19 protein-coding genes are annotated in these 22,290 nt (G+C 34.9%); all 19 read right to left on the bottom strand.

The features are described from left to right. Positions 1-1,067 precede the first annotated feature (1,067 nt). Positions 1,068-2,960, bottom strand: coding sequence for a nucleoside-diphosphate sugar epimerase/dehydratase (locus JJ941_RS01030; protein WP_290961169.1), 1,893 nt, complete (start codon positions 2,958-2,960; stop codon positions 1,068-1,070). 161 nt (positions 2,961-3,121) lie between these two features. Further along, positions 3,122-3,673: a sugar transferase gene (locus JJ941_RS01025; RefSeq protein WP_290961166.1), complete on the bottom strand. Its 552-nt coding sequence runs from the start codon at positions 3,671-3,673 to the stop codon at positions 3,122-3,124. Positions 3,674-3,675: 2 nt separating this feature from the next. After that, positions 3,676-5,439 carry an asparagine synthase (glutamine-hydrolyzing) gene (gene asnB / locus JJ941_RS01020; protein WP_290961163.1) on the bottom strand — a complete coding sequence of 588 codons (1,764 nt, stop codon included), beginning with the start codon at positions 5,437-5,439 and terminating at the stop codon, positions 3,676-3,678. Further along, positions 5,439-6,233: an aldolase/citrate lyase family protein gene (locus tag JJ941_RS01015; RefSeq protein ID WP_290961160.1), complete on the bottom strand. Its 795-nt coding sequence runs from the start codon at positions 6,231-6,233 to the stop codon at positions 5,439-5,441. The genes asnB (JJ941_RS01020) and JJ941_RS01015 overlap by 1 nt, the downstream gene beginning before the upstream one ends. Next, positions 6,208-7,365, bottom strand: coding sequence for a hypothetical protein (locus JJ941_RS01010; protein ID WP_290961157.1), 1,158 nt, complete (start codon positions 7,363-7,365; stop codon positions 6,208-6,210). The genes JJ941_RS01015 and JJ941_RS01010 overlap by 26 nt, the downstream gene beginning before the upstream one ends. Further along, positions 7,362-8,471, bottom strand: a complete 1,110-nt coding sequence (locus JJ941_RS01005; protein ID WP_290961154.1) for a glycosyltransferase family 4 protein — start codon at positions 8,469-8,471, stop codon at positions 7,362-7,364. The genes JJ941_RS01010 and JJ941_RS01005 overlap by 4 nt, the downstream gene beginning before the upstream one ends. Next, complete coding sequence (gene asnB / locus JJ941_RS01000; protein WP_290961151.1) at positions 8,468-10,132, bottom strand: asparagine synthase (glutamine-hydrolyzing); 1,665 nt, start codon at positions 10,130-10,132, stop codon at positions 8,468-8,470. The genes JJ941_RS01005 and asnB (JJ941_RS01000) overlap by 4 nt, the downstream gene beginning before the upstream one ends. Then, on the bottom strand, positions 10,107-11,330 hold the full coding sequence (locus JJ941_RS00995; RefSeq protein ID WP_290961148.1) for a hypothetical protein: 1,224 nt from the start codon (positions 11,328-11,330) through the stop codon (positions 10,107-10,109). The genes asnB (JJ941_RS01000) and JJ941_RS00995 overlap by 26 nt, the downstream gene beginning before the upstream one ends. Further along, a complete protein-coding gene (locus tag JJ941_RS00990) occupies positions 11,327-12,328 on the bottom strand; it encodes an O-antigen ligase family protein (RefSeq protein ID WP_290961146.1) in 1,002 nt (333 codons plus the stop codon). Before JJ941_RS00990 ends, JJ941_RS00995 begins: the two co-directional genes overlap by 4 nt. 34 nt (positions 12,329-12,362) lie before the next feature. Then, complete coding sequence (locus JJ941_RS00985; RefSeq protein ID WP_290961143.1) at positions 12,363-13,052, bottom strand: acylneuraminate cytidylyltransferase family protein; 690 nt, start codon at positions 13,050-13,052, stop codon at positions 12,363-12,365. Next, on the bottom strand, positions 13,053-14,099 hold the full coding sequence (locus JJ941_RS00980) for a nucleotidyltransferase family protein (protein ID WP_290961140.1): 1,047 nt from the start codon (positions 14,097-14,099) through the stop codon (positions 13,053-13,055). It lies immediately after the preceding gene. Between the two features lie 2 nt (positions 14,100-14,101). Beyond that, positions 14,102-15,133, bottom strand: a complete 1,032-nt coding sequence (gene neuB / locus JJ941_RS00975) for an N-acetylneuraminate synthase (protein ID WP_290961137.1) — start codon at positions 15,131-15,133, stop codon at positions 14,102-14,104. Next, entirely contained in the window at positions 15,126-16,025 is a 900-nt protein-coding gene (locus JJ941_RS00970; RefSeq protein ID WP_290961134.1) for a methionyl-tRNA formyltransferase, read from the bottom strand. The genes neuB and JJ941_RS00970 overlap by 8 nt, the downstream gene beginning before the upstream one ends. Further along, entirely contained in the window at positions 16,022-17,167 is a 1,146-nt protein-coding gene (locus JJ941_RS00965) for a LegC family aminotransferase (RefSeq protein WP_290961131.1), read from the bottom strand. The genes JJ941_RS00970 and JJ941_RS00965 overlap by 4 nt, the downstream gene beginning before the upstream one ends. Positions 17,168-17,174: 7 nt before the next feature. Next, positions 17,175-18,272 carry a UDP-N-acetylglucosamine 2-epimerase gene (gene neuC, locus JJ941_RS00960; protein ID WP_290961128.1) on the bottom strand — a complete coding sequence of 366 codons (1,098 nt, stop codon included), beginning with the start codon at positions 18,270-18,272 and terminating at the stop codon, positions 17,175-17,177. Between the two features lie 14 nt (positions 18,273-18,286). Further along, positions 18,287-19,282, bottom strand: a complete 996-nt coding sequence (locus JJ941_RS00955) for an NAD-dependent epimerase/dehydratase family protein (RefSeq protein WP_290961125.1) — start codon at positions 19,280-19,282, stop codon at positions 18,287-18,289. Next, entirely contained in the window at positions 19,275-20,690 is a 1,416-nt protein-coding gene (locus JJ941_RS00950) for a nucleotide sugar dehydrogenase (RefSeq protein WP_290961122.1), read from the bottom strand. The genes JJ941_RS00955 and JJ941_RS00950 overlap by 8 nt, the downstream gene beginning before the upstream one ends. After that, positions 20,687-21,652: an NAD-dependent epimerase/dehydratase family protein gene (locus JJ941_RS00945; protein WP_290961118.1), complete on the bottom strand. Its 966-nt coding sequence runs from the start codon at positions 21,650-21,652 to the stop codon at positions 20,687-20,689. The genes JJ941_RS00950 and JJ941_RS00945 overlap by 4 nt, the downstream gene beginning before the upstream one ends. Beyond that, entirely contained in the window at positions 21,652-22,176 is a 525-nt protein-coding gene (locus JJ941_RS00940) for a hypothetical protein (protein ID WP_290961115.1), read from the bottom strand. Before JJ941_RS00940 ends, JJ941_RS00945 begins: the two co-directional genes overlap by 1 nt. Between the last annotated feature and the right edge of the window lie 114 nt (positions 22,177-22,290).

Here is a 22,290-nt window from a genome sequence, read left to right as displayed (position 1 = left end):
TCCCGAAAATCGGGACTTCTTACCAAGGAGAGACTTTACCTGCCGGGCTTATTTCACCTCTTTCCATTTGAACCCTGATTTTTGGGATTATATGATTTCCTTGATTACTCTTCATCTCTCATGCCAATCGTTTTAATCAGGAAAATCATGGTTCTAAGCAATACACCCTCTCCACCATCAATGCTGTTTTAACCAGCAGCAGAGAACACCAAGGAGCTTTTTCACAAATCGAAGCGTCCTTTCTCCTAATGAAGGAGAAAGACAGAAAGAGGTCTGTGTGAAATGCAAAACAAGCACGAGTAAGAAACTTCGCAAATCGGTCGCTCGGCCCATCAGTTATACGGAATTCAATCAAGGCATTATTTAACATCCCAAATCAATTCCCCAACCTCTCTAAATCTCTCCTTACCAAGGAGAGACTTTACTTACGTGGTTTTAATTAGCAAGTCATCCCGCGGCGAATGCCCGGGATCCTGTTGTTTGATAAAAATATGGCCGTTGATTTATATCCCGAACCGATTCCAGTAGATTCTTCACTCTGCATTCGCTTCGTTCAGAATGACAGTGGCACTCATTACCTCTCTTATGCTGCTATCGCAGCGATGTCTTTTATTAAAAAAGTCATTCTGAAGGTACTCCTGAAGAATCTTTGTTACGAAATACTTTCCAGGTTTGTTTAGGATTACAGAAGTTTACGTACAGCACACAAGTGGACACTTGCGCTAGTTGCGTTGTTAAACATCTCAATCCAAATCAGGGAGATTACTTCGTCGTTATTCAACCCAGGCCTGCATTCGGCAATGCGGTCTCCTCGCAAAAACGGGTTTTTGGTACGTCATCGCGAGGAGGCAGCCAAGCCTGACCTCTACTTACCAACACTTTCGACGCGGCGATCTCCTTTACATTCCCAAATGCTGGTTTCAGGGAGATTCTTCACTCCGCATTCGCTGCGTTCAGAATGACAGAGGTGGTTAATACCTTTCTTATGCTGCTTCGCAGCAATGCTTTCCGGCATGGAGAAAAGGAATGGGACGGTTATTTAAAGCGCAGAAAAACCTAAAACCTTTTCAAGCTAACATATCCTCAGCTTGTTCCTTCTTTTTATTAACTCCATTCTTAAAACCAGAATAGGTGGGTACAAAGTTATAGATGGCTTCTTTGATAAGTTCTTTATTTCCATCCTCTGCTACTTTCTTAAGCTGATTAAGCCGTTGCCCCAGATTATCTAACACACCGTGTTTGCGGGCCATAAATATCTTCTCGTGCCGGGTCATGTCGGTTCCTTCTTCTGCTGTAAGCAGCTCTTCAAATAACTTTTCTCCAGGACGAATGCCGGTGTGCTCAATCTTGATGTCTACATCAGGCTCAAACCCACTGAGTTTAATTAGATCACGCGCCATCTGCTCAATATTTACCGGATCTCCCATATCCAATACATACACTGCTCCATTATTTTTAAGGGCGCCAGCCTGCAATACCAATTGTGAGGCTTCAGGAATAGTCATAAAGTAGCGCACCATGTCTGGGTGTGTAACGGTCACAGGGCCACCTTTTCGGATTTGATCCTTGAAAATTGGAATTACACTGCCGCGACTTCCAAGCACATTTCCAAATCGTACCGAAACAAAAATCTCACCATTTTTGGCCTGACTGGAACCCCACTCCACGATATGTTCGGCTATGCGCTTACTTGCTCCCATCACCGAAGTAGGATTTACCGCTTTATCCGTAGAAATATTTACAAAATGAGATACTCGGTGTTCAACAGAAAGGTTTACAAGATTCCGGGTTCCCATCACATTATTAAAAATAGCCTGGGATGGATTTTCTTCCATTAGCGGAACGTGCTTGTGAGCCGCCGCATGAAAAACCACTTCCGGTTGCTCATTTTCAAAAATCTTACTCAAAGTGGTCAGGTCACGAACATCACAAATGCGTATGCAGTATTTCAGGTCCGGTATTTCATTGTCAATTTCGCGCACCAACTGATGAATACTATTTTCCCCCCTGCCCAGCAGGATTACGTGCTTGGGATTGAATCTTGAAATCTGACGAACAATTTCAGAACCAATGGAACCACCCGCACCGGTAACCAAGACTTTTTTGTTTTGTATATAGGATCGAATTTCCTGCGTTTCAAGCTGAATGGGTTTACGGCGAAGCAGATCCTCCACATCTACATTCCGAATCTGACTAATGGATACTTTTCCACATAATAAATCATATAAAGGAGGAATAATTCTATAACTAGCATCCGTTTGTCGCGACTTTTCAACAACTCTTCTAATCACATCACCTGACTCTGATGGCATAGCTATGATAATTTCATCAATATTCATCCGGCGAACGATATTCGGAATATCAAAAACAGTTCCTTTAACCGGTATGCCCATAAACTTTTGAGTCCGCTTGGAAAGGTCATCATCCACAAAAGCCACCGGCTGCATCTGGGCATCCTTGTTCTTAAGCATTTCCTTTGCAACCAAGGTACCACTTTCCCCCGCACCGGCAATTAGAATACGCCGGGTTTCACCGTGATTATTGACACGTGGAATTCGGTATTTTATAAAAAAGCGGGTACCGGCCCGGAGTGAGGTAAGAGCCAGAATAGATAAAAAGAACTCGATGATAGGTATAGATAAAGGAAGATTAATCACCGACCTTCCCAAAAGCACAATTATGGTATAGGGAACCGTCAGAATAGACACCATTGCCACAATATGAAAAATGTCATTGAAGCCGGTATTTCTCCACGATTGCCGATAACTGCCCATATAATAAATAAGCGCGAATTTGACTAAGAAAAGAATTCCGGTAGCTAGAAGTGCTGTAGTGAGATACCCACTTAAGTCTCCATCCAAGCGTAGTAAAAAGGCCAGAAGTGTGATTCCTGTCCAAATAACGATGTCTGCAACCCCTTTAAAAAAGCTCTTGTGCTCGAATATTTTATTTTTCATCATGTATTATTGTATTCTACTCTTCTACCCTCCAGAGGTGTAATAATACAAATTATATTGTAAAAAAGAATTAAAGAGTTTAAACCCGCTGATCTTTAGATATTAATATTAAATTAAAAGTTGTTTACCCTGTTTTGACATAGTGGTGCAACCTGATAAAGCTATTAGAATGAATCTTTCGCCTTTATGAAAAAGGTTTTCCAAATTACACTTAAATATAAGGTCAAAGATTTTCGTTCTATCCATTCAAGCTCATAATTTATTCTCTTCTCTGGCGTAATATTACTCCTACCATTTATTTGTGCGAGACCAGTAATCCCAGGTTTAACACGATGTCTTGCTTGCCATGTTGCATTATCATAATTTACTTTTTGTTGAGGAGTATCTGGTCTTGGACCTACAATAGACATATCTCCGTAGAATACATTCAAAAATTGAGGAAGCTCATCCAAAGAATACTTCCTTAGTATTCTTCCTATAAAAGTGATTCGAGGATCATTTTTCTTTGTAAACTCAATTTTACTTGCATGATTCTTTTCATTTTTCATCGTTCGAAACTTTAAAATGGTAAACTCTTCCATGTTTAATCCAACTCTCTGTTGCTTGAATAAAACAGGTCTACCATCAGTAAAAAAGATTATTAAGCTAATAATGAACATGACAGGTGACAATATTACTAATGCCAATAAAGAAATTAAAATATCTAAGTATCTCATTTTCAATCAATAAACATTCTATACCATAGCTCTAGATTCACTATCGCTCTCAATTTTCTTGTATTATTTTCCCTGCCGTTTTTATGATCATCTGCAAGTTGTCTTATTTGAGTTGCATCCCAAATATTTCGCTCAATTAATCTTTCACTTTCTATAATTGTCATCAAATAATCACCTAATTTATTCTTAAACCATTCACCAATTGGAACAGTAAACATTTGCTTTCTTCTATAAACATGTTCTTCATTGAAATAACGCAATCCTAATTTTTTTAGAAGATATTTTGTTTCTCCATTTCTAAGCTTTAATTCCCCGGGCATCGTATAACATAATTCAAAAAGTCGATAATCCATAAACGGACTTCGAGTTTCCAACGAGTTTGCCATAGCCATTTTATCAGGTTTTACTAAATTATTTCCTGGAAGAAGTTGCTTTGTTTCAAAATAGAGAACCTTATTCAAAAGATCTCTGCTTTCAACCTTAGCGAGGCAATTAGTAAATAGTTTTCTCGCTCCACCCACATTAATTGTTTTTTTAAAGGCAGGGGATAATGAATTCATTAATTCTTTCTCATTAAATACTGTAGTAGTATCAAAGTATTTTTGAAGATCGCCAGTATTTTCCAGCATTTGATATTTCAGATAGCCAGCAAATAATTCATCTCCTCCATCACCGGTTAAAACTACTTTTAAATCTTTACTAGCAAATTCTGATAAAATATAAGTTGGTATAAACGATATATCCCCATGAGGTTGGTCGTTATGATAAGTTACCTTATCCCATAAATGCACTATATCTCCTCCAAGAAATTTCAATTTGTTGTTCAGAGAATATTTCTGAGCTACATATTTCGCATATTGGGATTCATCAAATTTTTTCTCGTGAAACCCTATGCTAAATGTTGAAATTTCGCTTTCTTGATCATTTTTTCGCATCAAGGCGCAAATGAGGCTAGAATCTAATCCGCCACTCAGAAATGCCCCTACATCAACATCACTCCTCAATCGCAACTTAACAGCATCAATTAGTAATTCTTCAAATGAATCAATGAAGTCATTTTCAGACAGATTATTATTTTGGTCTAGGTGTGCAATGTCCCAATATTGGACCAACTCTAGGCTATTATCCCCTAATTGAATTCTCCCAAAATAACCTGGAGGTATATGATGAACATACTCAAAAATTGTATCAGGAACAGGTATGTAGTTTAAAACAAGATAATTGGCTATTGACTGGTTGTTAACCTTTTTATCAAAATAGTTGTACTTCTTAAAAGATTTGATTTCTGAAGAGAATAAAAAATCTCCTTCCTTTTGATAATAATAAAGAGGTTTAACTCCTAATCTATCCCTAAAAAGTAATAATTGATTGCGTTTTTTATCCAGTATTGCAATTGCAAACATTCCATTTAGCCTATTCACAAAAGCCTCTCCCCATTCGATGTAAGCCTTTAAAATTACCTCAGTATCACTCTCCGTTTTAAAATCATGACCTTTTTTAATAAGAACTTCTTTTAGCTCAATATAGTTAAAAATTTCCCCGTTTTGGACTACTGAAACATTACCATCATCCCCAATCATTGGCTGATGTCCAGATGACAAATCAATTATACTTAACCTAGTATTTCCTACCATAGCAGACCGATAAACCTCAAAACCTGAGTCATCTGGGCCACGGTGGGCTACACTAGATAATAGATTTCTAATCAGTTCTGGGTTTGAACATTTGTCTTGATTTAAAAAATTAAAACCTACTATACCACACATTATGATTCAATTATTGAATTAACAATCTTATTTATTTTCTTAATATTATCTTCAAAAAAGGAATGGTTCTTTGAAGATAGTTTTTCCCATTCGGAATCTAATTTCATAAATTCTTTTTTGAAATTATCTTTTCCTTCCGCATACATTTTAGAAAATGTTCTGGATAATATTGTTCCTGATGCTCCTAACTTATAGTATTCAGCTAATATGTATCTTCCTGGTAGTTTTCCCTTATCAAGAGCTGCAATTCCGCCAATACCAAAAAACATTTCTTTCTCTCTTAAATATTGAGTTAAAGGCACTAAAAAACGGTGGGCAATTATTTCAAACATGAATTTTAGATTTAAATCTATGCCCAAATCATTCAATCCGATGTGTACCTCATCAATTCCGTCAACCGCTAATATATCTCTGAAGCGCACAAAAGCAGGCGCAGTTTCGATAAGAATATTTGTTTTAGCTCTTCCATCTACATATGCCACAAACTTCTCTACTTCTCTAGAAGTGGAAAAAAAAGGAAGCATGATAATATCAGCCCCAGCATGTACTACTTCATTAATTTGTTTCTCCGATTGATCATTCAGAGGGTCTATGCGCACTAAAAGCTCAGCCTGTTTTAGAATGGGTTTTATGCTCCTTATATCCTGTATAGAATGGTCACTCTTTACAGTATCTAAATCCTTTTGTCTTTCTTCTTTTCCAAGCTTCTCTAAGTCAACAAATATTCTATCTATTCCAATTCGATCAAAATATTTTATCCTATCTAAATCATTTTCTATTACATAATACTTCATCTGATATTGTTTTTAAGATTATAGATTTAGATGGCAGAAATTCAGATTCGTTCTTCTCTACTTGAGCTATGTGTTCCCAACTCGATGAATTTGCATTAAAATCAATCTGATGATTGTATTTAAATGGTAATTCAAAATATTTATTACCAAAAGAAAACGCATATACATTAGCTCCCATTAAGTATGCTTCATATACCGAAGTAGATGTAAACCCTAAAACGTTTGAATACTGCTTTAGTGAGTTATATAGATCTTTATTTTTATCAAAATAAAAACGATCCGAATTCCAGTACTTAATTTTTTGCATAGAAGGGTGGAAACGGACAGCTATTTTATCAAAAGCATCACAAAAACCACTCAATTCAAGCTTTAAAAAAAACTTTCTATAAAATTCTTCTCCAAATTCGATGATTTTATTTGTTTCCATATTTTTTATTCCGGTCTGTAAAAGTATCAGTAGATCATTATTTTTATTATCTATCTTTTTACCCAAAGTTCTTGCCTTTTCAAAAACTGGATTTCCGGAAATTACTATTTCTCCAGAATAGCCACTTTTCTCCAAATTTTTTTTCGCGAGCTCATTATCTACGAATACAAAGTCACTTTTGATTTCTCCTAATGGTTTTCCTATTAAATCATCTATTGCGAATGATTTAATTTTCCTACTTTGTGAAGCAATTTGAAATGCTTCTTCAAATCGTGGCACATTGGTTGTAATTACTGCTTTAGCCTCAACCTCATCAATAAATTTGCTTGCAAATGAAATCGGCAAAAAAGCTTTCCTTCCTTCTCTCTCAAATATTTTCAGCCCTTTTTCCTTTCCATGGGAATCAATTAACTCAGAAATTCCAATTAAGTGATACATATAAGTATGTTCATATGGGATACCAAGCCCCTTTGTGTGTACAGATCTTGTAATTTTTGAAACTAAGTTTTCAATTTCACTATCTGTATTTACTAAAAATTTATAATCTTCTAGCTTTAAGTAATCTGATATGCCAGTTTGGTTACAGTATTCAACACCTGTTGTTAGGGGTAATATTTTTACTTTGACATCATTTTGAGTAAAATATTTATAAAGTTCAGTTGTAATAGCAATATGTCCCCCACCATATGAAACGAATAAAATCATTTTGTTAAATAAGCTGTCTCTATTTTATCTACAATTTTACTGATCGTATATTTTGATTTTAATTTACTATATGCATTTCTTCCTAATTTAGCCCTAAGATTATCATTTTTTAGTAATATCTTTAACTTTTCTGCAAGCTCTCTAGTATTCTTAGGTTCGATCAAAAACCCAACGTCTTCAGTAACTATTTCTGGTATACCTGATAACTTAGTCGAGATGAGCGGATTTGCATAAGCCATCGCTTCCAATAAAACATTAGGAAACATTTCTCCCCAATACGATGCTAGGCAAAATATATCCATTGCAGCATGTAATTTATAACTATCCATTCGTAGTCCAGTAAATACACACCTTTTCGAGATACCTTTTTCAATCGCTAAATTCTTAAACTCCTCAAGTTTTTCACCACCGCCCACGATTAATAAATAAGCATCTGGGAATTCGTCCTTTATCATCGAAAAAGCTCGAATTAATTCATCATGTCCCTTGGATCCTAATGCACCAACAATTCCAATAACTATACTATCATATGGTATTTTATATTCATCCCGTATTTCTTTTTTAAATTGTTCTTTCTTTGTAATGTCATATTTGTCGGTATCAACCCCATTATTAGTGACAATTATTTTTTTTGAGTCGACTCCTATGTTTATAAGTTGTTCTTTAGTCCATTGAGATACTGCAAATATGGTTGCTGGGTATTTTTTATAAATCCAATTTCTCCATGTAAACATTTTCCGGAGTTCAATACCTCTACAACTGTGAAAAAAACTAATTTCTTTATCTTTTAAAAACCGAGAAGCTAAATAAGCCATATATAAGGTAGCTGCATTATGAGCATGTACTACATCAATAGTATGCTTGTCAAAATACTTCCTAAGTAAAAAAATTGACTTTAGAATATTTAGGGGATTTCTTTTGCCATAGGCTATATATGGTATTTGAGTATGAGTAATTCCATTTTGCTCGAACTTCTCAACCATAACACCCCCACTTGAAATAGCAAAGACTTTATGCCCTCTTCTTATCAGTTCTCTTGAAATATATAAAGATTGTGTACCGGGACCATTATCTCTAAATTCACCTCTAATTTGCAAAATATTCATTCTATATTCTTTTTAAGCCATTTGTTCAAAACATATATTTTGAACAAGTTTTCGTAATATATTTCAGGTTTTGACAAATAGCTGTTGATTTGAGTTTTATCTAATATTTTTCTGGGTATCATACTATCTGAAACATCATCTTTGATTTCATCATACAATATTCCATTAACCCATTTTTTCAAAGGAATTCTAAAACCTTGTTTCTTTTTATAAGCTATTTCTTTTCCGACTAACTGACTTGCCAGTTTTCGTAAAGGAGTTTTTCCATACTTAAGATTCATAAAGTTACTTGGAGGATACTGTTGAACATACTTTAGCAACCTCTCTGATAAAAAAGGAACTCGTACTTCCAATCCATAATACATAGAACATAAGTCTGTTTTCCTAAGTAGTTTATTATCTAGGATTTCAAAATCTTGCTGATATTTTTCATTCACACTCATATTTGAGAGGTTAGATTGAATAATCTCATAAACGTGACGAAGCTTTGCACTTTGGCTTTTCAACAAGAACAAAACTGGGATTACGGGTTTTATTAATTGTTTATACCTCAAAATTCGAAGATGGGTATAACCCGCAAATAATTCATCACCACCGTCACCACTCAAAACCACTTTTTGGTATTTTGAAACATTATCGCATAGATACATAAGTGGCAGCATTGCAGGGTCATACAATGGAACATCTATACACTCTATCATTCTTGGTATATATTCTAATAGCTTTTCCTCATCAAATTCAAACTCCTTGTGATTGGTCTTAAATTTATTCGCTACAAGCTGCGAATAATAAGATTCGGAAAATTCGCTTTTATCAAACGTAATTGAGTAAGTATTGATTGATTCTCTATAATTAGACGCTATGGCAGTTATTATGCTTGAATCAATGCCACCGCTCAATAAAACACCAACATCAACATCTGCATGAAGCTGAGATTCAATTTCCTGTTCAAGTAAACTTTTTAATGAATTCGCTGTAATACCATTTTTTGTATTCTTTAATAATTTTAGCTTAAATCTTTCATCGATTTCTCCTGTCTCAATGTCATAAGTATAGACCGTTCCTTTATTTATTATTTTCTGATCATTGTATAGTTTTTCAAATGAATAGCCCTTTTCTAAATATTCTTTTATATAGCTATGTTTTATTGATACTAAATTAGGTAATAATGCATTAATCGGATGCATTTCCGAAGCAATTACTTTATGCTTTTCCCCTTGATAAAAGTATAATGGTTTTATGCCCAACTTATCTCTTCCAAAAACCAAATGTTCTTTTAACTTATCATAAATAACAAACGCGAACATACCATCGAGGTGCTCTATAAAATTATAGCCGTATTTGTTGTAACACTCGAGTAACACCTCGGTGTCACTCTTTGTGGAAAATGAGATACCTTCTCTTTCCAATTCTTCCTTTAGCGTCTGATAATTGTATATTTCACCATTAAATAGAAGTATTTTATTATCCTTAACAAGAGGTTGATCTCCACCTTTCAAATCAATTATACTCAACCTGGTATGCCCTAAATAAAGACCATCTATCTCTAAATAGTCTGCATGATCAGGTCCCCTATGTTTAATCAATTCTAGAAGCTGTTCAAATGAAGGACCCTTACTAAGAACTTTCTCATTATCAATTATTGTTAAAATTCCACACATAAGGTTTAAAAGTAATCATTAATATTAAAACAGAAATTATAAGATACAGTATGATATTTACTAATAATATTGAATGAATGGTAGCTTGGTTAAATGAAAAATAAGCTATTTTAAATAAAACAAGAGGTGAAATTATAAAGAAAAATACTTTATCAAGTCCATTGACATAGCTAAGCCGAATAATCAGGGATAGAGTCGAAAATAAAAAGTAAAAAATAAAGGACATGGAAAGAGTATTGAGGTGGGGATACATATTATAGTTAAATAGAGTACCATATATAAAATCATGATAAACATATATAACTAACCCACCACCCAAAAATACTAGTAAATTTATAGCTGTTAGTTTTAAAAACCCTTTTTCTACACGGATTTTATCTTTTATGACATCATTATATATTACCACTAATAATGAACCAGATACTATGGAAGAAAGAAGTTCCGGAATCTTGTTAATCAAAGAGTAAGTTGAAATTAACCCTGGGTTATTCACGGATTTAAATAGATTAAAATCAATAAATAGAGAAGAAGAGAAAAGAACAATTGTTAGTTGATAGTACTTAGGTTTTAATTCTATTTTTCTGAAATTAATTTGCTTTAAGATTCTGAGTATATACAGTTTTGATTTTTTAAATTGTAATACCAACGAAAACAATATTGATATTGAAAACAAAAGCAAATATCCAAAAGTATTGAAATAGTTAATTTTATATAAAAAATATGTTGACATAATCATTACTGTATTCCAAATAAGTGGATTTATAGAATACAGAAAATACCTGTCCATATATTGATTATAAAGACTTATTGCCTCATTAAACCCTAAAAGAAACAAGGAGAAGATGATAATAAGTAATATATCATAAGCTGGCAGTTGAGGTGGATTAAAACCGATCTTTATTACTAAAGATATTATTAAAATAGTTATAGCATAAATAATAATTTCTGATATATAGTTAGATATAACTTTTTCAAAGTCTTCAATTTCATTTAGATCAGCAATTAAAGAGCCACTCATAACTGGTAAGATTACAAAACTAAATGAAAACCAGAGCATCGTATAAAAGAATATTACGTCATCAGTAGTACTATTGATTCCTATTAAAACAATTATTACTTGATATCTAAAAAACCCAACAATTCTTCCTAGAAGAGAACCAAAACCCAAATTCAAAGACTTTTTAAGTAGGTCTATCATATTTTGCTGATACTTTTAGCTGTTATTATCGTAGTCATAGAAACTAAGATGTTATACTGCAAAGCATCAATATTTGAATATGCAATCAAGAATAAAGTTACTATAAATGCTACTTTACTTTTATTGCTAAATAAAAGTTTAATGATATAGACGATGAAAGAAAAGTAGAGTAAAAAGCCAGCTAACCCAAAATCCAACAACCAATTTGCCAATGTATTATGAGCGTGAGGAAAAGGAAATCCACTATTACTTAAAATTGTAGCAGAATTTCCTATTCCCCATCCAAATTCATTTTGCCAAACTGATTCAAAACTCAGATGGAACATCCCTAGTCTATAAATATTACTAGTATCAGTACTAAAATTTGTTATTGAGTAAAATAGGTCAATATAAACATCTGGGCTAACGATAAATGATAAAGAAAATATTAGAAGTATAATATTTACTACTGCCAATGACTTATTTTTTATACTCAAATTAAGAATGAAATATGATAAGGTGCCTAACACTAGAATTGATCTCGTTGCAAAAAAATATGTCAGCATTATGAATATCAAAAAATCCAATATCCTAAAAACTAACCTTTTTTCTAACACATAAGGAGCAATAATGAACCCAAAATAAATGTAGAATGAAGTATAGTTGTAAGTACCTGAAACTGAAAATAATCTATAGTCTTCTTGCGTTGGATTTGATTGGGCAATCAAAAGGATAAAACCGAGTGTTATCAAATAACTCCCCAGGTTAAATCCCCGATAGATACTATTTCCTATTTCACTATTAATCACCCTAAAGAACATAAATACAAATAGTAATCCTAGCATTTGTATGTATTCAAAATAATTCCAAGGACCTACTGCAAAAAAATTATTTACAGTTAGAAGAATCGTCATGACAATAAAAAGCAATAGCGAGCTTTTTTTGATTCTTGCAAAGCACAAAAGAATGATAAGTGATATGCTTGCTGAAATATAAACAGAACCGGTAGCCCAACTCATAACCCCCAAGATCAACAGTAAATTTGATTTTATTTTAGTCTTCAATTTTGTTGATAATGTGTTCAGCAATTAAAAAGTCTAATTCATCATCAATGTCAACTGAATACAGCTCATCCATCTTAAAAAGTTTAACATTACTTAATTCATGTATCTGTTTACGGATAAGACTTCGAGCCGAGATTATATATATAGCACCATTAAGTTCCCAAACAGTTGGACAATCTTGACTTCTAGTATAATTTCCTTTTTTAATTTTTCTAGCCATTCCCTTTTCATCCTCTTCAAATAAAACAAAATACGGATTTGACTTTGTTTTGAATGCAGAAACAACCATATCTAAATCATTCTTATAGAGATTTAAAGCACCTTTGATATGATTAGCATTTCGAAAAGGCGAGGTTGGCTGCAGTAAAACGATTACATCAGCTTCATATTTCTTTCTTTCCTTATAATACTCTAATGCATGCAACAAAACACTTCGGGAGTCCGCCTTATCTGTTGCAAGATCTTTTGGTCGAAGAAATGGAACGTTTAACCCTACACTTTCTGAAACCTGCTTAATTTTTTTATCATCTGTAGAAACACAAATAATGGAATCATCAAAAACCTCCCTCGCAGCTTCGATGGTGTAGTGAATCAAGGGCTGCCCGTTTAAGGGCTTTATATTTTTACTTGGAAGCCGCTTGGACCCACCTCTGGCTGGTATGACTACTAATGGTCTCATTTAGAATTTTATGCTCTTAATATCTTCCTGTGCTTTTTCAAAATCCTCGTGTTTCCCTATATCCAACCAATATCCGGACAGAGGATACGACAACACTTTTTTACCATCAGCTATCAGTTCTTCCATTAAATCGGTGGTATCGTAAAAAGAATTCTTTGGTATTCGATCTGTGACTTCCCGCTTCATCAAATAAATACCTCCATTTGAATAATACGTATAAGTCGGCTTTTCTTTAAAACTCATCACATGACCATTGCTTGTTTCTAGCACCGCATAGGGAACATCTACTTTATAAGGGATGGTCACTACTGCAAAATCAGCCTCTTCTTCTCTAAAACGGAGAAAAAAATCTTCGTAATCCAGATTCGTCAAAATATCCGAATTTGTTACTAACACGTAATCATGGATAAAATTATCAATTTTGCATACCGAACCGATCGTTCCCAATGGTTCCTCTTCCCGTACATAATCAATGTTCAAGTTCTTGTGATTGCCATTCCCAAAGTATTTCTCAATTTGGTCTCCCAGGTAGTTCACTGATATCCAAAAATCATCCATACCAAAAAGTGACAAGCGATGAATATTATGTTCCAATATTGGTTTGTCGCCAACTTTTAGCAATGGCTTAGGAGTTTTTTCAGTTAATGGTCGCAACCGCGTTCCTTTCCCTCCGGCCATAATCACTACATCCACTGGGAGATATGACTTCATGTTGCCGAAATTGATCACATTGACAACTTTATCATCCTTATCCAAAATTGGAATGATTCGATAATCATTCTCTCTATACTTAATGACCTTTTGTATATCGTAATTGCCTTTCCTAATGTATTTTGGATTCTTTTGAATAATTTGATCAACCGACGCACCCAGTTCTACCCCTTTAATCAAGCCTCTTCGAATATCCCCATCTGTTAAAGATCCTAACAATTTTTTATTTCCATCAACTACAAAGGAGATCGCATCTTTGGCTAATGTATCTAAAACTTTTAGAGCCTCCCGTATGGATGTTCCCGATTCAATAAGATGTTCCGTAAAATGCCTCATTATTATGCGATGTCCTGATCAGTTAACATTTCATTTTCCTTTAAATCCCTGATTACTTTTTTACCAATTACTTCATTCCATTTCATAGGAGATATTCCATTTGCTGGACGCAAAGGAATGATATCCACTTCAGAAATAATATGGCCCTTTTTCAGCGGTTTTAAAGTGTGAATACTTTTGCGGGCTATTTTAATATTTTTCTTTTCACTCTCACTTGGTTCCTTTTTTCCAATACCTGATATAGCCTGTTCAATATTTCGAATGGCCAATACCATGTCTTTGAGTTCACCAGGTTCTAAAGAAGCCCGATGGTCCGGGCCGGGCAAATTTCGGTCTAGCGTAAAATGCTTTTCAATTATTTTTGCTCCTAAGGCTACAGCCGCAATAGGCACTTCAATACCCAAGGTATGGTCTGAGTAACCGACTTCCACTCCCAATTCATCCCTTATGGTATTCATAGCTTTTAAGTTAACATCTTCCATTGGAGTAGGATATTCAGTATTGCAATGCAGCACCGTAATATCTTTTTTATCTAAACCATGATTTGTTAATACCTGAACAGCAGCCTTGACTTCCTCCATATGCGCCATTCCTGTAGAAAGTATCACCGGCTTTCCATTTTTAGCTAATCGTTTCAAAAATGGATAATTAGTGATCTCTCCGGATGGACTCTTAAAAACAGGTAATCCAAGATTGCTTAAGAAGTCAATCCCATCTGCATCAAAAGCAGTAGATAAAAATTGGATTCCTCTTTTCTCACACTCCTTAATTAATGTTGAATGATCCTCTTCGCTCAGCTCAAGGGATTTAAGCATGTTGTATTGGCTGTTGTCACTACCTCCCATATTCTCGGATTGGTACTTTGCTTTTTTAGCTGATTTTGATACCAATTTATCAGCGTTGAATGACTGGAATTTTACTGCATCTGCTCCTGCTTGATTTGCTGCCTCAATCAACTCAATTGCTTTTTGTATATCACCATTGTGATTTACACCTGCTTCTGCAATAATGTACACATGTACTGTTTTAATCATTTTCAAACCGCGCTCCAACTCTGATTTTTGCTTCAGTATCTATGTCAAGAATTTCTACAAATGAATCTTTTGTTTTAACTAAAAATCCATTTTCTGTTTTCGAAAGAATTTGTCCCGGTATATTTATGTACTTGGGTGCTTCTTTTATTAATCTAACTCGATTAATTTTTACAGGAGTATTATCAATATAAGTAGTAGCCAACGGACCAGGAGAAGACAAGGCACGCACAAAGTTAAATATTTCTCTTGATGTACTTTTCCATTCGATAATTTCATCTCCAACAGTACGACTGCCACAATAAAAACCAACAGGATGAATTGTATTCTGTTTTATCCTTTTAAAACTTCCATCCTGTATTTGTTTAATTGCGTTATATAATAATTTTGCGCACTCATCATAAGCGACCTCAAGTAATGTGCCATACGTATCCTCATCAGTGATTGAGTAGGTTTTTTGCAAAATTATATCCCCGGTATCAATTCCTTCATCAACAAAATGAACCGTTATCCCAAACTTTTTCTCATCATTTATTAACACCCAATTCAAAATATTTCTGCCACGGTAAAAGGGTAATTTCCCCGCATGACAATTAATGGTACTGTATTTTGGAAGATTGATTAGTCGCTCTCTAAAAATTTGATTAAAGCTCATGGAAACGAATAGATCACAATTGTAGGTTTTGGCCTTTTCAATAAATTCCTCTGAATTAACTTTAACCGGGTGCAAATAATCTATTCCATATTTATCAGCAAAATTCTCAAGCGTATCATCAATAGTATCTGTCCTTGGCACTATAAAACATATTTCGATGTCTTTATCTTGAATTAACAATTCAAACGCTTTATGGGACCACGGCCCATCTGCAAAATAACCTATTTTAAAAGCACTCATACCCTTACACTACTTGGAATATTCACAATTCGGTCTTCTAAATATTCGGCATTCTTTTGCTCATCTCGTAAGCAATTCTCATACATGGGCAACTTGTACATCAACTGCCATATAGGACGTGTCATCACTCCTTTTTCATTGGTTTCTTTAAGAAATATATCTCGACCGTCCCTATTATCAAATTCTACACACATTAGCCAGTAGTTAGCTCTAGTACCTGGAGCCTCCGTTCGGAACTTAATTCCCTTATCATTAAAGTATAGTTCATATTGATTGGCTAATTCTCTTTTGTTGTCAACGAAAGAATCAAGTTGTTCTAGCTGTGCGCAGATAAGAGCAGCATTTAAATTCGGCATCCTAAAGTTATATCCCAAATGATCATGATAGTATTCATATGGATGATTCTTTTTAGCAGTCGTGGTTAAATGTTTAGCAAAGTTCCCCAGTTCTACATCATTGGTAATAATTGCACCGCCTCCACCCGCGGTAACAATTTTATTTCCATTAAAAGAATACACTCCAAGTTTCCCAAAACTTCCTGTGGGCCGGCCATTATATAACGAACCAAGAGACTCCGCTGCATCTTCTATTACCGGAATCTTCCATGTGTCACAAACTTTTAGTAATTCATCTAAGTGAACAGGAAATCCAAAGGTATGCATTGGCATACATGCAGCTATTTTATTCCCTGTTTTTTTGTTATAACAACCGTCTCCCCGAATGTCCCCATACTCCTCTAAAAAATTTTCAACAGCTGTCGGAGATAAACCCATCGTATCTAAATCCACATCCAAAAATACAGGTTCAGCAAAATTATATTTAATAGCATTCGCTGTGGCTACAAAAGTCAATGCTTGAGTAATCACTTCATCACCTTTACCTACTCCTGCCAATCGTAGTGCTACTTGTAAGGCATTTGTCCCATTAACTACAGCAACCGCTTTTTGTGTGATTGAAATTGTTTGAATTTTTTTTTCAAATTCATCAACATATTCCCCAACGGATGATACAAATGTTGAATCAATTGCATCGTTTACGTATTCTTTTTCGTTTCCAATAAACCTTGGTTCATGTAATGGAATAAAATCAGACTCCTTATTGAATGTCTTCCTTACAAATTGCAAAAAACTATTGATATCCATATTTGAATTAAGCTTGTTTTAAAATCTTAACTATTTTTTTTGTAGCCGTTCCATCACCATAAATATTCTCTCCAGTAAATTCAGGAAGTTTATCTATACGTCGGGCGGTTTCTATAATATCATTATGATCGGCTTCTACGTGTATAACATTTTCTCCGGCATCTCTTCCTTTTTGCCGGTCTCCAACATTAATAACATATTTCTTAAATGAAGCGGCTTCAATTATACCGCTCGAAGAATTTCCTAATAAATACTCACAGTGTTTCATACAGCTATAATATCCTACCGTGCCTAATACTTCCACCAAATGACACTTATTCGGATGGCTAGCTCCGTATTCTTTTAGATAATCTCTTATTAAAGTTCCCATTGTATCGTTATTTGGCAACGTTATAACAAATTGTTTATCTATCTGGTCGATGGCTTTGATGAATTCTTTGATATACTCTTCATTCTTTTCCAGTGCCACTGTTTCCGGATGAAAAGTTGTTAGAACGGTAGGTTTATTTAGATCTATACCCCATTCTTTTTGGAACTCTTCTTTCGTCAAGAATTCAATTTCATTGAGATTGTCTAAAGCCGGTGCCCCCACATTATGGACATGCTGAGAATGACCTAATATCTCTGCTACCCTTTTTTTATGAGATTCCGTAGTTACAAAATGAAATTTTGACATAGATGTAATGCAATGTCTAAACTTGTCATCTATTGCTCCCAATGTCGTCTCGCCGCCATGCAGATGTGCTACAGGAATGTTGAACGGAACTGATGCTGCAATTGCCGAAAACATCTCGTAACGATCACCCAACACTATAATCAAATCGTAATTCTCTTTGGCCCAAATGGATGAAAATTTAACAATAGTAAGTCCCATTGAGGAGGAAATAGCTTCTGAGGAATCTCCTAAGACAATTGATTCTACTTCATAGGACACGTCAAAGCCATCTTGGTAAAACTTGTTTACTGTTCTGTCATAGAACCGGGAAACATGCGTACCAAATGCGATGATATCTAAATTAAAATTAGAGTCAGCCTTTAGCTTTTTCATTAAAGGCAGGTAGATACTATAATCTGATCGTCCACAACTAATTAAAGCAATATTCATTCTATAATTGTTTGCTATTCAAAAACATTTTTTCCGGATTCTAAATAATCAACATACCAGTCCACGGTTTCTTTAACACCTTCTTTCCAACCTACAACAGGCTTATATCCAATTAGCTTCTCCGCTTTTGAAGTATCAGGACATCTTCGTGAAACTGAGCCGGAATGAGCCTCTTGTCTTTCATATTCTCCTTCGAATTCAACCAAGGAACCTATATAGTGAACTAACTCTTCAATGGTTATTTCAGAATTCATATCTCCGATATGCAATATTTCACCATTGGTTTTTTCACTCTCCATTGCACCAATTGTACCTCTAACAGCATCATCAATAAAATTGAATGCCCTGGTTTGATCGAAGCCATAGACTTTAAATGGATCTTCCTCTTTCAGAAAACGTTGAACGACTTGCGGAATCACATGCTTAAATCCCATCCTTGGTCCGTAGACATTATGGTACCTCACAATTGTACACTCAAATCCATAGACTTTTGAATATTGTATGAAACCAGACTCACCCAGCATTTTGGTTACTGCGTAGGTAAACCTAGGATGCGTAATATCTTGAATACACAAAGGAACCGTCTCTGGTGTTGGTATTTCATACCCAAAAGCTTCTATCGTACCTGCATAGCATTCACTGGTAGATGTAAATAGCACTTTTTTACATTGGGTGTTTTTTATCCATTCCAATGTATTTAAAATCAATTGTGTATTGATTCGAATTAATTCATTAGGAATTTTTTCTGTGTATTCAACTCCAACAACGGAAGCCAACATATAGACATAATCGTAATCCTCATCCAGAGCACTAAAAGCATTTTCTTTAGTAAAATCATCAGAAACAACCCTTATGCTATTCTTTTCGACAATCTCTTTAAGGTCTTCGTCCATTTTACCTCTAAAGAAATTATCAGCGATAGTAATTTGGTATCCTTTTGAAGCTAATTCTTGAGTGATATTCATTCCAATGAATCCAGCCCCACCTATAATCAATACTTTTTTAGACATCTCCTCTTCCTATAACTTTAAATTTGTGATTTGAAAATTTTTGCATCATTGATTCTGTAATTGCTCCATGTGGATCAATCACTACGGAAAGACTATCTTCTTTTCTTAAAATATTTTCCAATAATCCCTCCTTTATATATTTGTCATGGGGTGTTCCAATAATAATAGCATCAAAACCAGTTTCGTCTATACTTTCAGTCTGTATATCTACTCCTTTTTCTTCCCATATTTCTACAAAGGGATCGTGTAATATAACATCTACTTCGTTCGACTTTAGACTATCGTAAAGTAAGTCTACAGGAGTATATCTTGTATCTCCAACGTTCTGCAAATATGAAATACCAAGTATTAAAACCCTTAATCCTTTCAACTCTCCATTAAAGAATTTTTGGAATGTTTTAAAAGTGTGCAAAGGCATTCGGTCATTTATTTTAACAGCCTGCTCACTCTGCATTAAGGGTATTGAATGAAAGAACTCTTGGCTTGCCCAACTTGCCAATAGAGGGTCTTTGGTTAAACAATATCCACCAACACCTAATCCCGGCCTCATTATATTTTGATGAGTTGGCCTCATTCTTATAGCATTTATTACCTCAAATAAATCAACTTCTGCACTCTCAGCAAACTCAGTCCATTCCTGAATAAAAGCAATATTCATTGCCCGAAAGGAATTTTCCAAAACTTTACTCATTTCGGAAGCATTTGTGCTCCCAAGTTTAGTCAGTGGATACTCATCAGTTGAGATTATACTTTTCAAAAAGTCTCTAACCGCTTCCTCACTTTCTTTATCTACACCAGAAAATACCCTATAAAAATTCTTGATTGAGTCCACATATCCCGGGCCTGGCATCACTCTTTCATAGGAGTGTCCGATTTTAAATTTATGCTCTAAACCTCGCCTGTCATACTCTTCTTCAAAAATCGGTTTCACAATATTCTGACATGTGCCTGGGGGAACTGTAGTTTCAACCAATATTAATACATCTTCTTTACATTTTTGTGCAAGAGTCCTAATTGCATTTTTGAAACCAGTTAGATCAACATTATAGCCTTTTAGATTTTTTTGTAGATCACTATTCTTTTCTACATCTAAATTAATATCAACAATTATTATATCTGCTTTTGAATAAGCATTCGTATCATCTGTTGCTATGAAGTTTCCCTTATCTTTAACCTCTTCAAAGTATTTATAAACTTTCGGATCTGTACAACTTATCGGAAATATCCCCTTATTAAGCTTGTTTATAACATCTTTTCTTTGAGGCAAATCTACACCAATTACTGCATATTCCTCTTCATCCGAATTTGCAACAACCAAAGACATAACTGCACCTACAAAACCTAAGCCTTGAACTGCTACAACTCGTTTATCTAAGTTATTTTTTAAAAAACTATCAATATTATTCATTTAATCTTTTTTTTGAACCATTTTGAAAAACTTTCTAGACCATTAGCTAAATTATAATTTGGGTTATACTTTAATATTTTAAACGCTTTATTTACATCTGACCAAGTCTGTTTCACATCCCCAGGTTGTTCTGGACCAAATGTTTTCTTGGCTGTAATCCCGGAGGCCTTCTCAATCGCTTCAACTAATTCTAAGAGTTCAATTGTTTGATTATTCCCAAGATTGATCACTTCATATTGAGAGCCATCATAACTAACAGCCGCCATCACCCCATCTATAATATCATCAATGTACGTATAATCCCGGCGGGTGGAGCCATCTCCATAGAGTGTAATTTCCTTTTCTTCGCTCATGAGTTTCAGGAATTTATGGATGGCCAGATCCGGCCGTTGCCGGGGCCCATATACCGTAAAAAAGCGAAGGGCTAAGAAACGAATATCATATAGGTGGCTGTACACATGCCCTAATAATTCTCCACTCACTTTGGTACTTGCATAGGGGCTAATAGGCTGAAGTACGGCATCATCTTCTTTCCAGGGCACATTCGGGTTCTTTCCATATACCGAACTGGAAGAAGCAAATACAAATTGTTTAATCTCTTTTTCACGGGCTACTTCCAGCATGTTCTGTGTTCCGGCCACATTTACTTCTTGATAAGCGATCGGATCTGCAATGGAAGGACGAACCCCGGCTTTGGCGGCTAAGTGAATTATTACATCCGCATCATTAGGAATAGCTTTATCAAGAGATTCTTTATTTCTTATATCCACTTCATGCAGCGTATAGGTATCGAATTCCAAATGCCCTTTAATATTTTCCAGCTTTATGCTTTCCTCATAGAATGGATCAAAATTGTCGATATTGGTTACGGTATGACCTTCTTCCAATAATCGATCTATCAAATGGCTACCTATGAATCCTGCACCACCCGTAACAACTATATTTTTCTTACTGTTCTTCATTATACCTCTTTACCAAAAATCAATAATTTCGGTTCTTCTATTTCAAAAGGATCTTCCTGTTCATACAGTAGTGTTCGAATTTTTCGACCGATCAGATCTTCTGCTTTCTCTAGCAGTTTTGACAAATAAGTCCTGTCAATATTTTTACCTACGATCGTTACATCTACGATGGATGTATCTAAACCTCTTGCCAGATCCCCGGTTAAATATACCGCATTTACGTCTCCTAATTTCTGTACCACCTGCTCAATGATTTGATCAATCCCAAAATGCTTAAAAGCAATCTTTTGGAGCTCGCCAAACATAGGGAACTTTGTGTTTACTTTGTACACCTTTTTATTGCCTTCTTTATGTCCGGCAATGAGACCGGCTTCTTCAAAGCGGTTTAATTCCACCCGTACCGAGTTGGTACTTTCATCAAACTCCTGTGCAAGTCCGCGCAGGTATGCGCTGCTGTCCGGGTTCAGGAAGAAGCGAAGCAGAAGTTTCAGTCGGGTTTTGGATTGTATGAGGGTATCGAGCATTGGACCCTTTCGGGAATTAAGAATTTAAAATTTAAAATTAAAAATGGGTGTCGGTGTGGTTACAATGATCATTGCTGAGTACTTCATCTATCTGGTACCAAAGATGCAATACCC

The sequence above is a fragment of the Gracilimonas sp. genome (assembly GCF_017641085.1).
Lineage (GTDB): Bacteria > Bacteroidota > Rhodothermia > Balneolales > Balneolaceae > Gracilimonas.
This window is presented reverse-complemented; position numbering and strand designations above follow the sequence as displayed.

What these genes read in the sequence shown, in the direction of transcription:
- JJ941_RS01030 (WP_290961169.1), bottom strand. Translation starts at nt 2,960, where the DNA reads ATGATGAAAAATAAAATATTCGAGCACAAGAGCTTTTTTAAAGGGGTT.
- JJ941_RS01025 (WP_290961166.1), bottom strand. Translation starts at nt 3,673, where the DNA reads ATGAGATACTTAGATATTTTAATTTCTTTATTGGCATTAGTAATATTG.
- asnB (WP_290961163.1), bottom strand. Translation starts at nt 5,439, where the DNA reads ATGTGTGGTATAGTAGGTTTTAATTTTTTAAATCAAGACAAATGTTCA.
- JJ941_RS01015 (WP_290961160.1), bottom strand. Translation starts at nt 6,233, where the DNA reads ATGAAGTATTATGTAATAGAAAATGATTTAGATAGGATAAAATATTTT.
- JJ941_RS01010 (WP_290961157.1), bottom strand. Translation starts at nt 7,365, where the DNA reads ATGATTTTATTCGTTTCATATGGTGGGGGACATATTGCTATTACAACT.
- JJ941_RS01005 (WP_290961154.1), bottom strand. Translation starts at nt 8,471, where the DNA reads ATGAATATTTTGCAAATTAGAGGTGAATTTAGAGATAATGGTCCCGGT.
- asnB (WP_290961151.1), bottom strand. Translation starts at nt 10,132, where the DNA reads ATGTGTGGAATTTTAACAATAATTGATAATGAGAAAGTTCTTAGTAAG.
- JJ941_RS00995 (WP_290961148.1), bottom strand. Translation starts at nt 11,330, where the DNA reads ATGATAGACCTACTTAAAAAGTCTTTGAATTTGGGTTTTGGTTCTCTT.
- JJ941_RS00990 (WP_290961146.1), bottom strand. Translation starts at nt 12,328, where the DNA reads ATGAGTTGGGCTACCGGTTCTGTTTATATTTCAGCAAGCATATCACTT.
- JJ941_RS00985 (WP_290961143.1), bottom strand. Translation starts at nt 13,052, where the DNA reads ATGAGACCATTAGTAGTCATACCAGCCAGAGGTGGGTCCAAGCGGCTT.
- JJ941_RS00980 (WP_290961140.1), bottom strand. Translation starts at nt 14,099, where the DNA reads ATGAGGCATTTTACGGAACATCTTATTGAATCGGGAACATCCATACGG.
- neuB (WP_290961137.1), bottom strand. Translation starts at nt 15,133, where the DNA reads ATGATTAAAACAGTACATGTGTACATTATTGCAGAAGCAGGTGTAAAT.
- JJ941_RS00970 (WP_290961134.1), bottom strand. Translation starts at nt 16,025, where the DNA reads ATGAGTGCTTTTAAAATAGGTTATTTTGCAGATGGGCCGTGGTCCCAT.
- JJ941_RS00965 (WP_290961131.1), bottom strand. Translation starts at nt 17,167, where the DNA reads ATGGATATCAATAGTTTTTTGCAATTTGTAAGGAAGACATTCAATAAG.
- neuC (WP_290961128.1), bottom strand. Translation starts at nt 18,272, where the DNA reads ATGAATATTGCTTTAATTAGTTGTGGACGATCAGATTATAGTATCTAC.
- JJ941_RS00955 (WP_290961125.1), bottom strand. Translation starts at nt 19,282, where the DNA reads ATGTCTAAAAAAGTATTGATTATAGGTGGGGCTGGATTCATTGGAATG.
- JJ941_RS00950 (WP_290961122.1), bottom strand. Translation starts at nt 20,690, where the DNA reads ATGAATAATATTGATAGTTTTTTAAAAAATAACTTAGATAAACGAGTT.
- JJ941_RS00945 (WP_290961118.1), bottom strand. Translation starts at nt 21,652, where the DNA reads ATGAAGAACAGTAAGAAAAATATAGTTGTTACGGGTGGTGCAGGATTC.
- JJ941_RS00940 (WP_290961115.1), bottom strand. Translation starts at nt 22,176, where the DNA reads ATGCTCGATACCCTCATACAATCCAAAACCCGACTGAAACTTCTGCTT.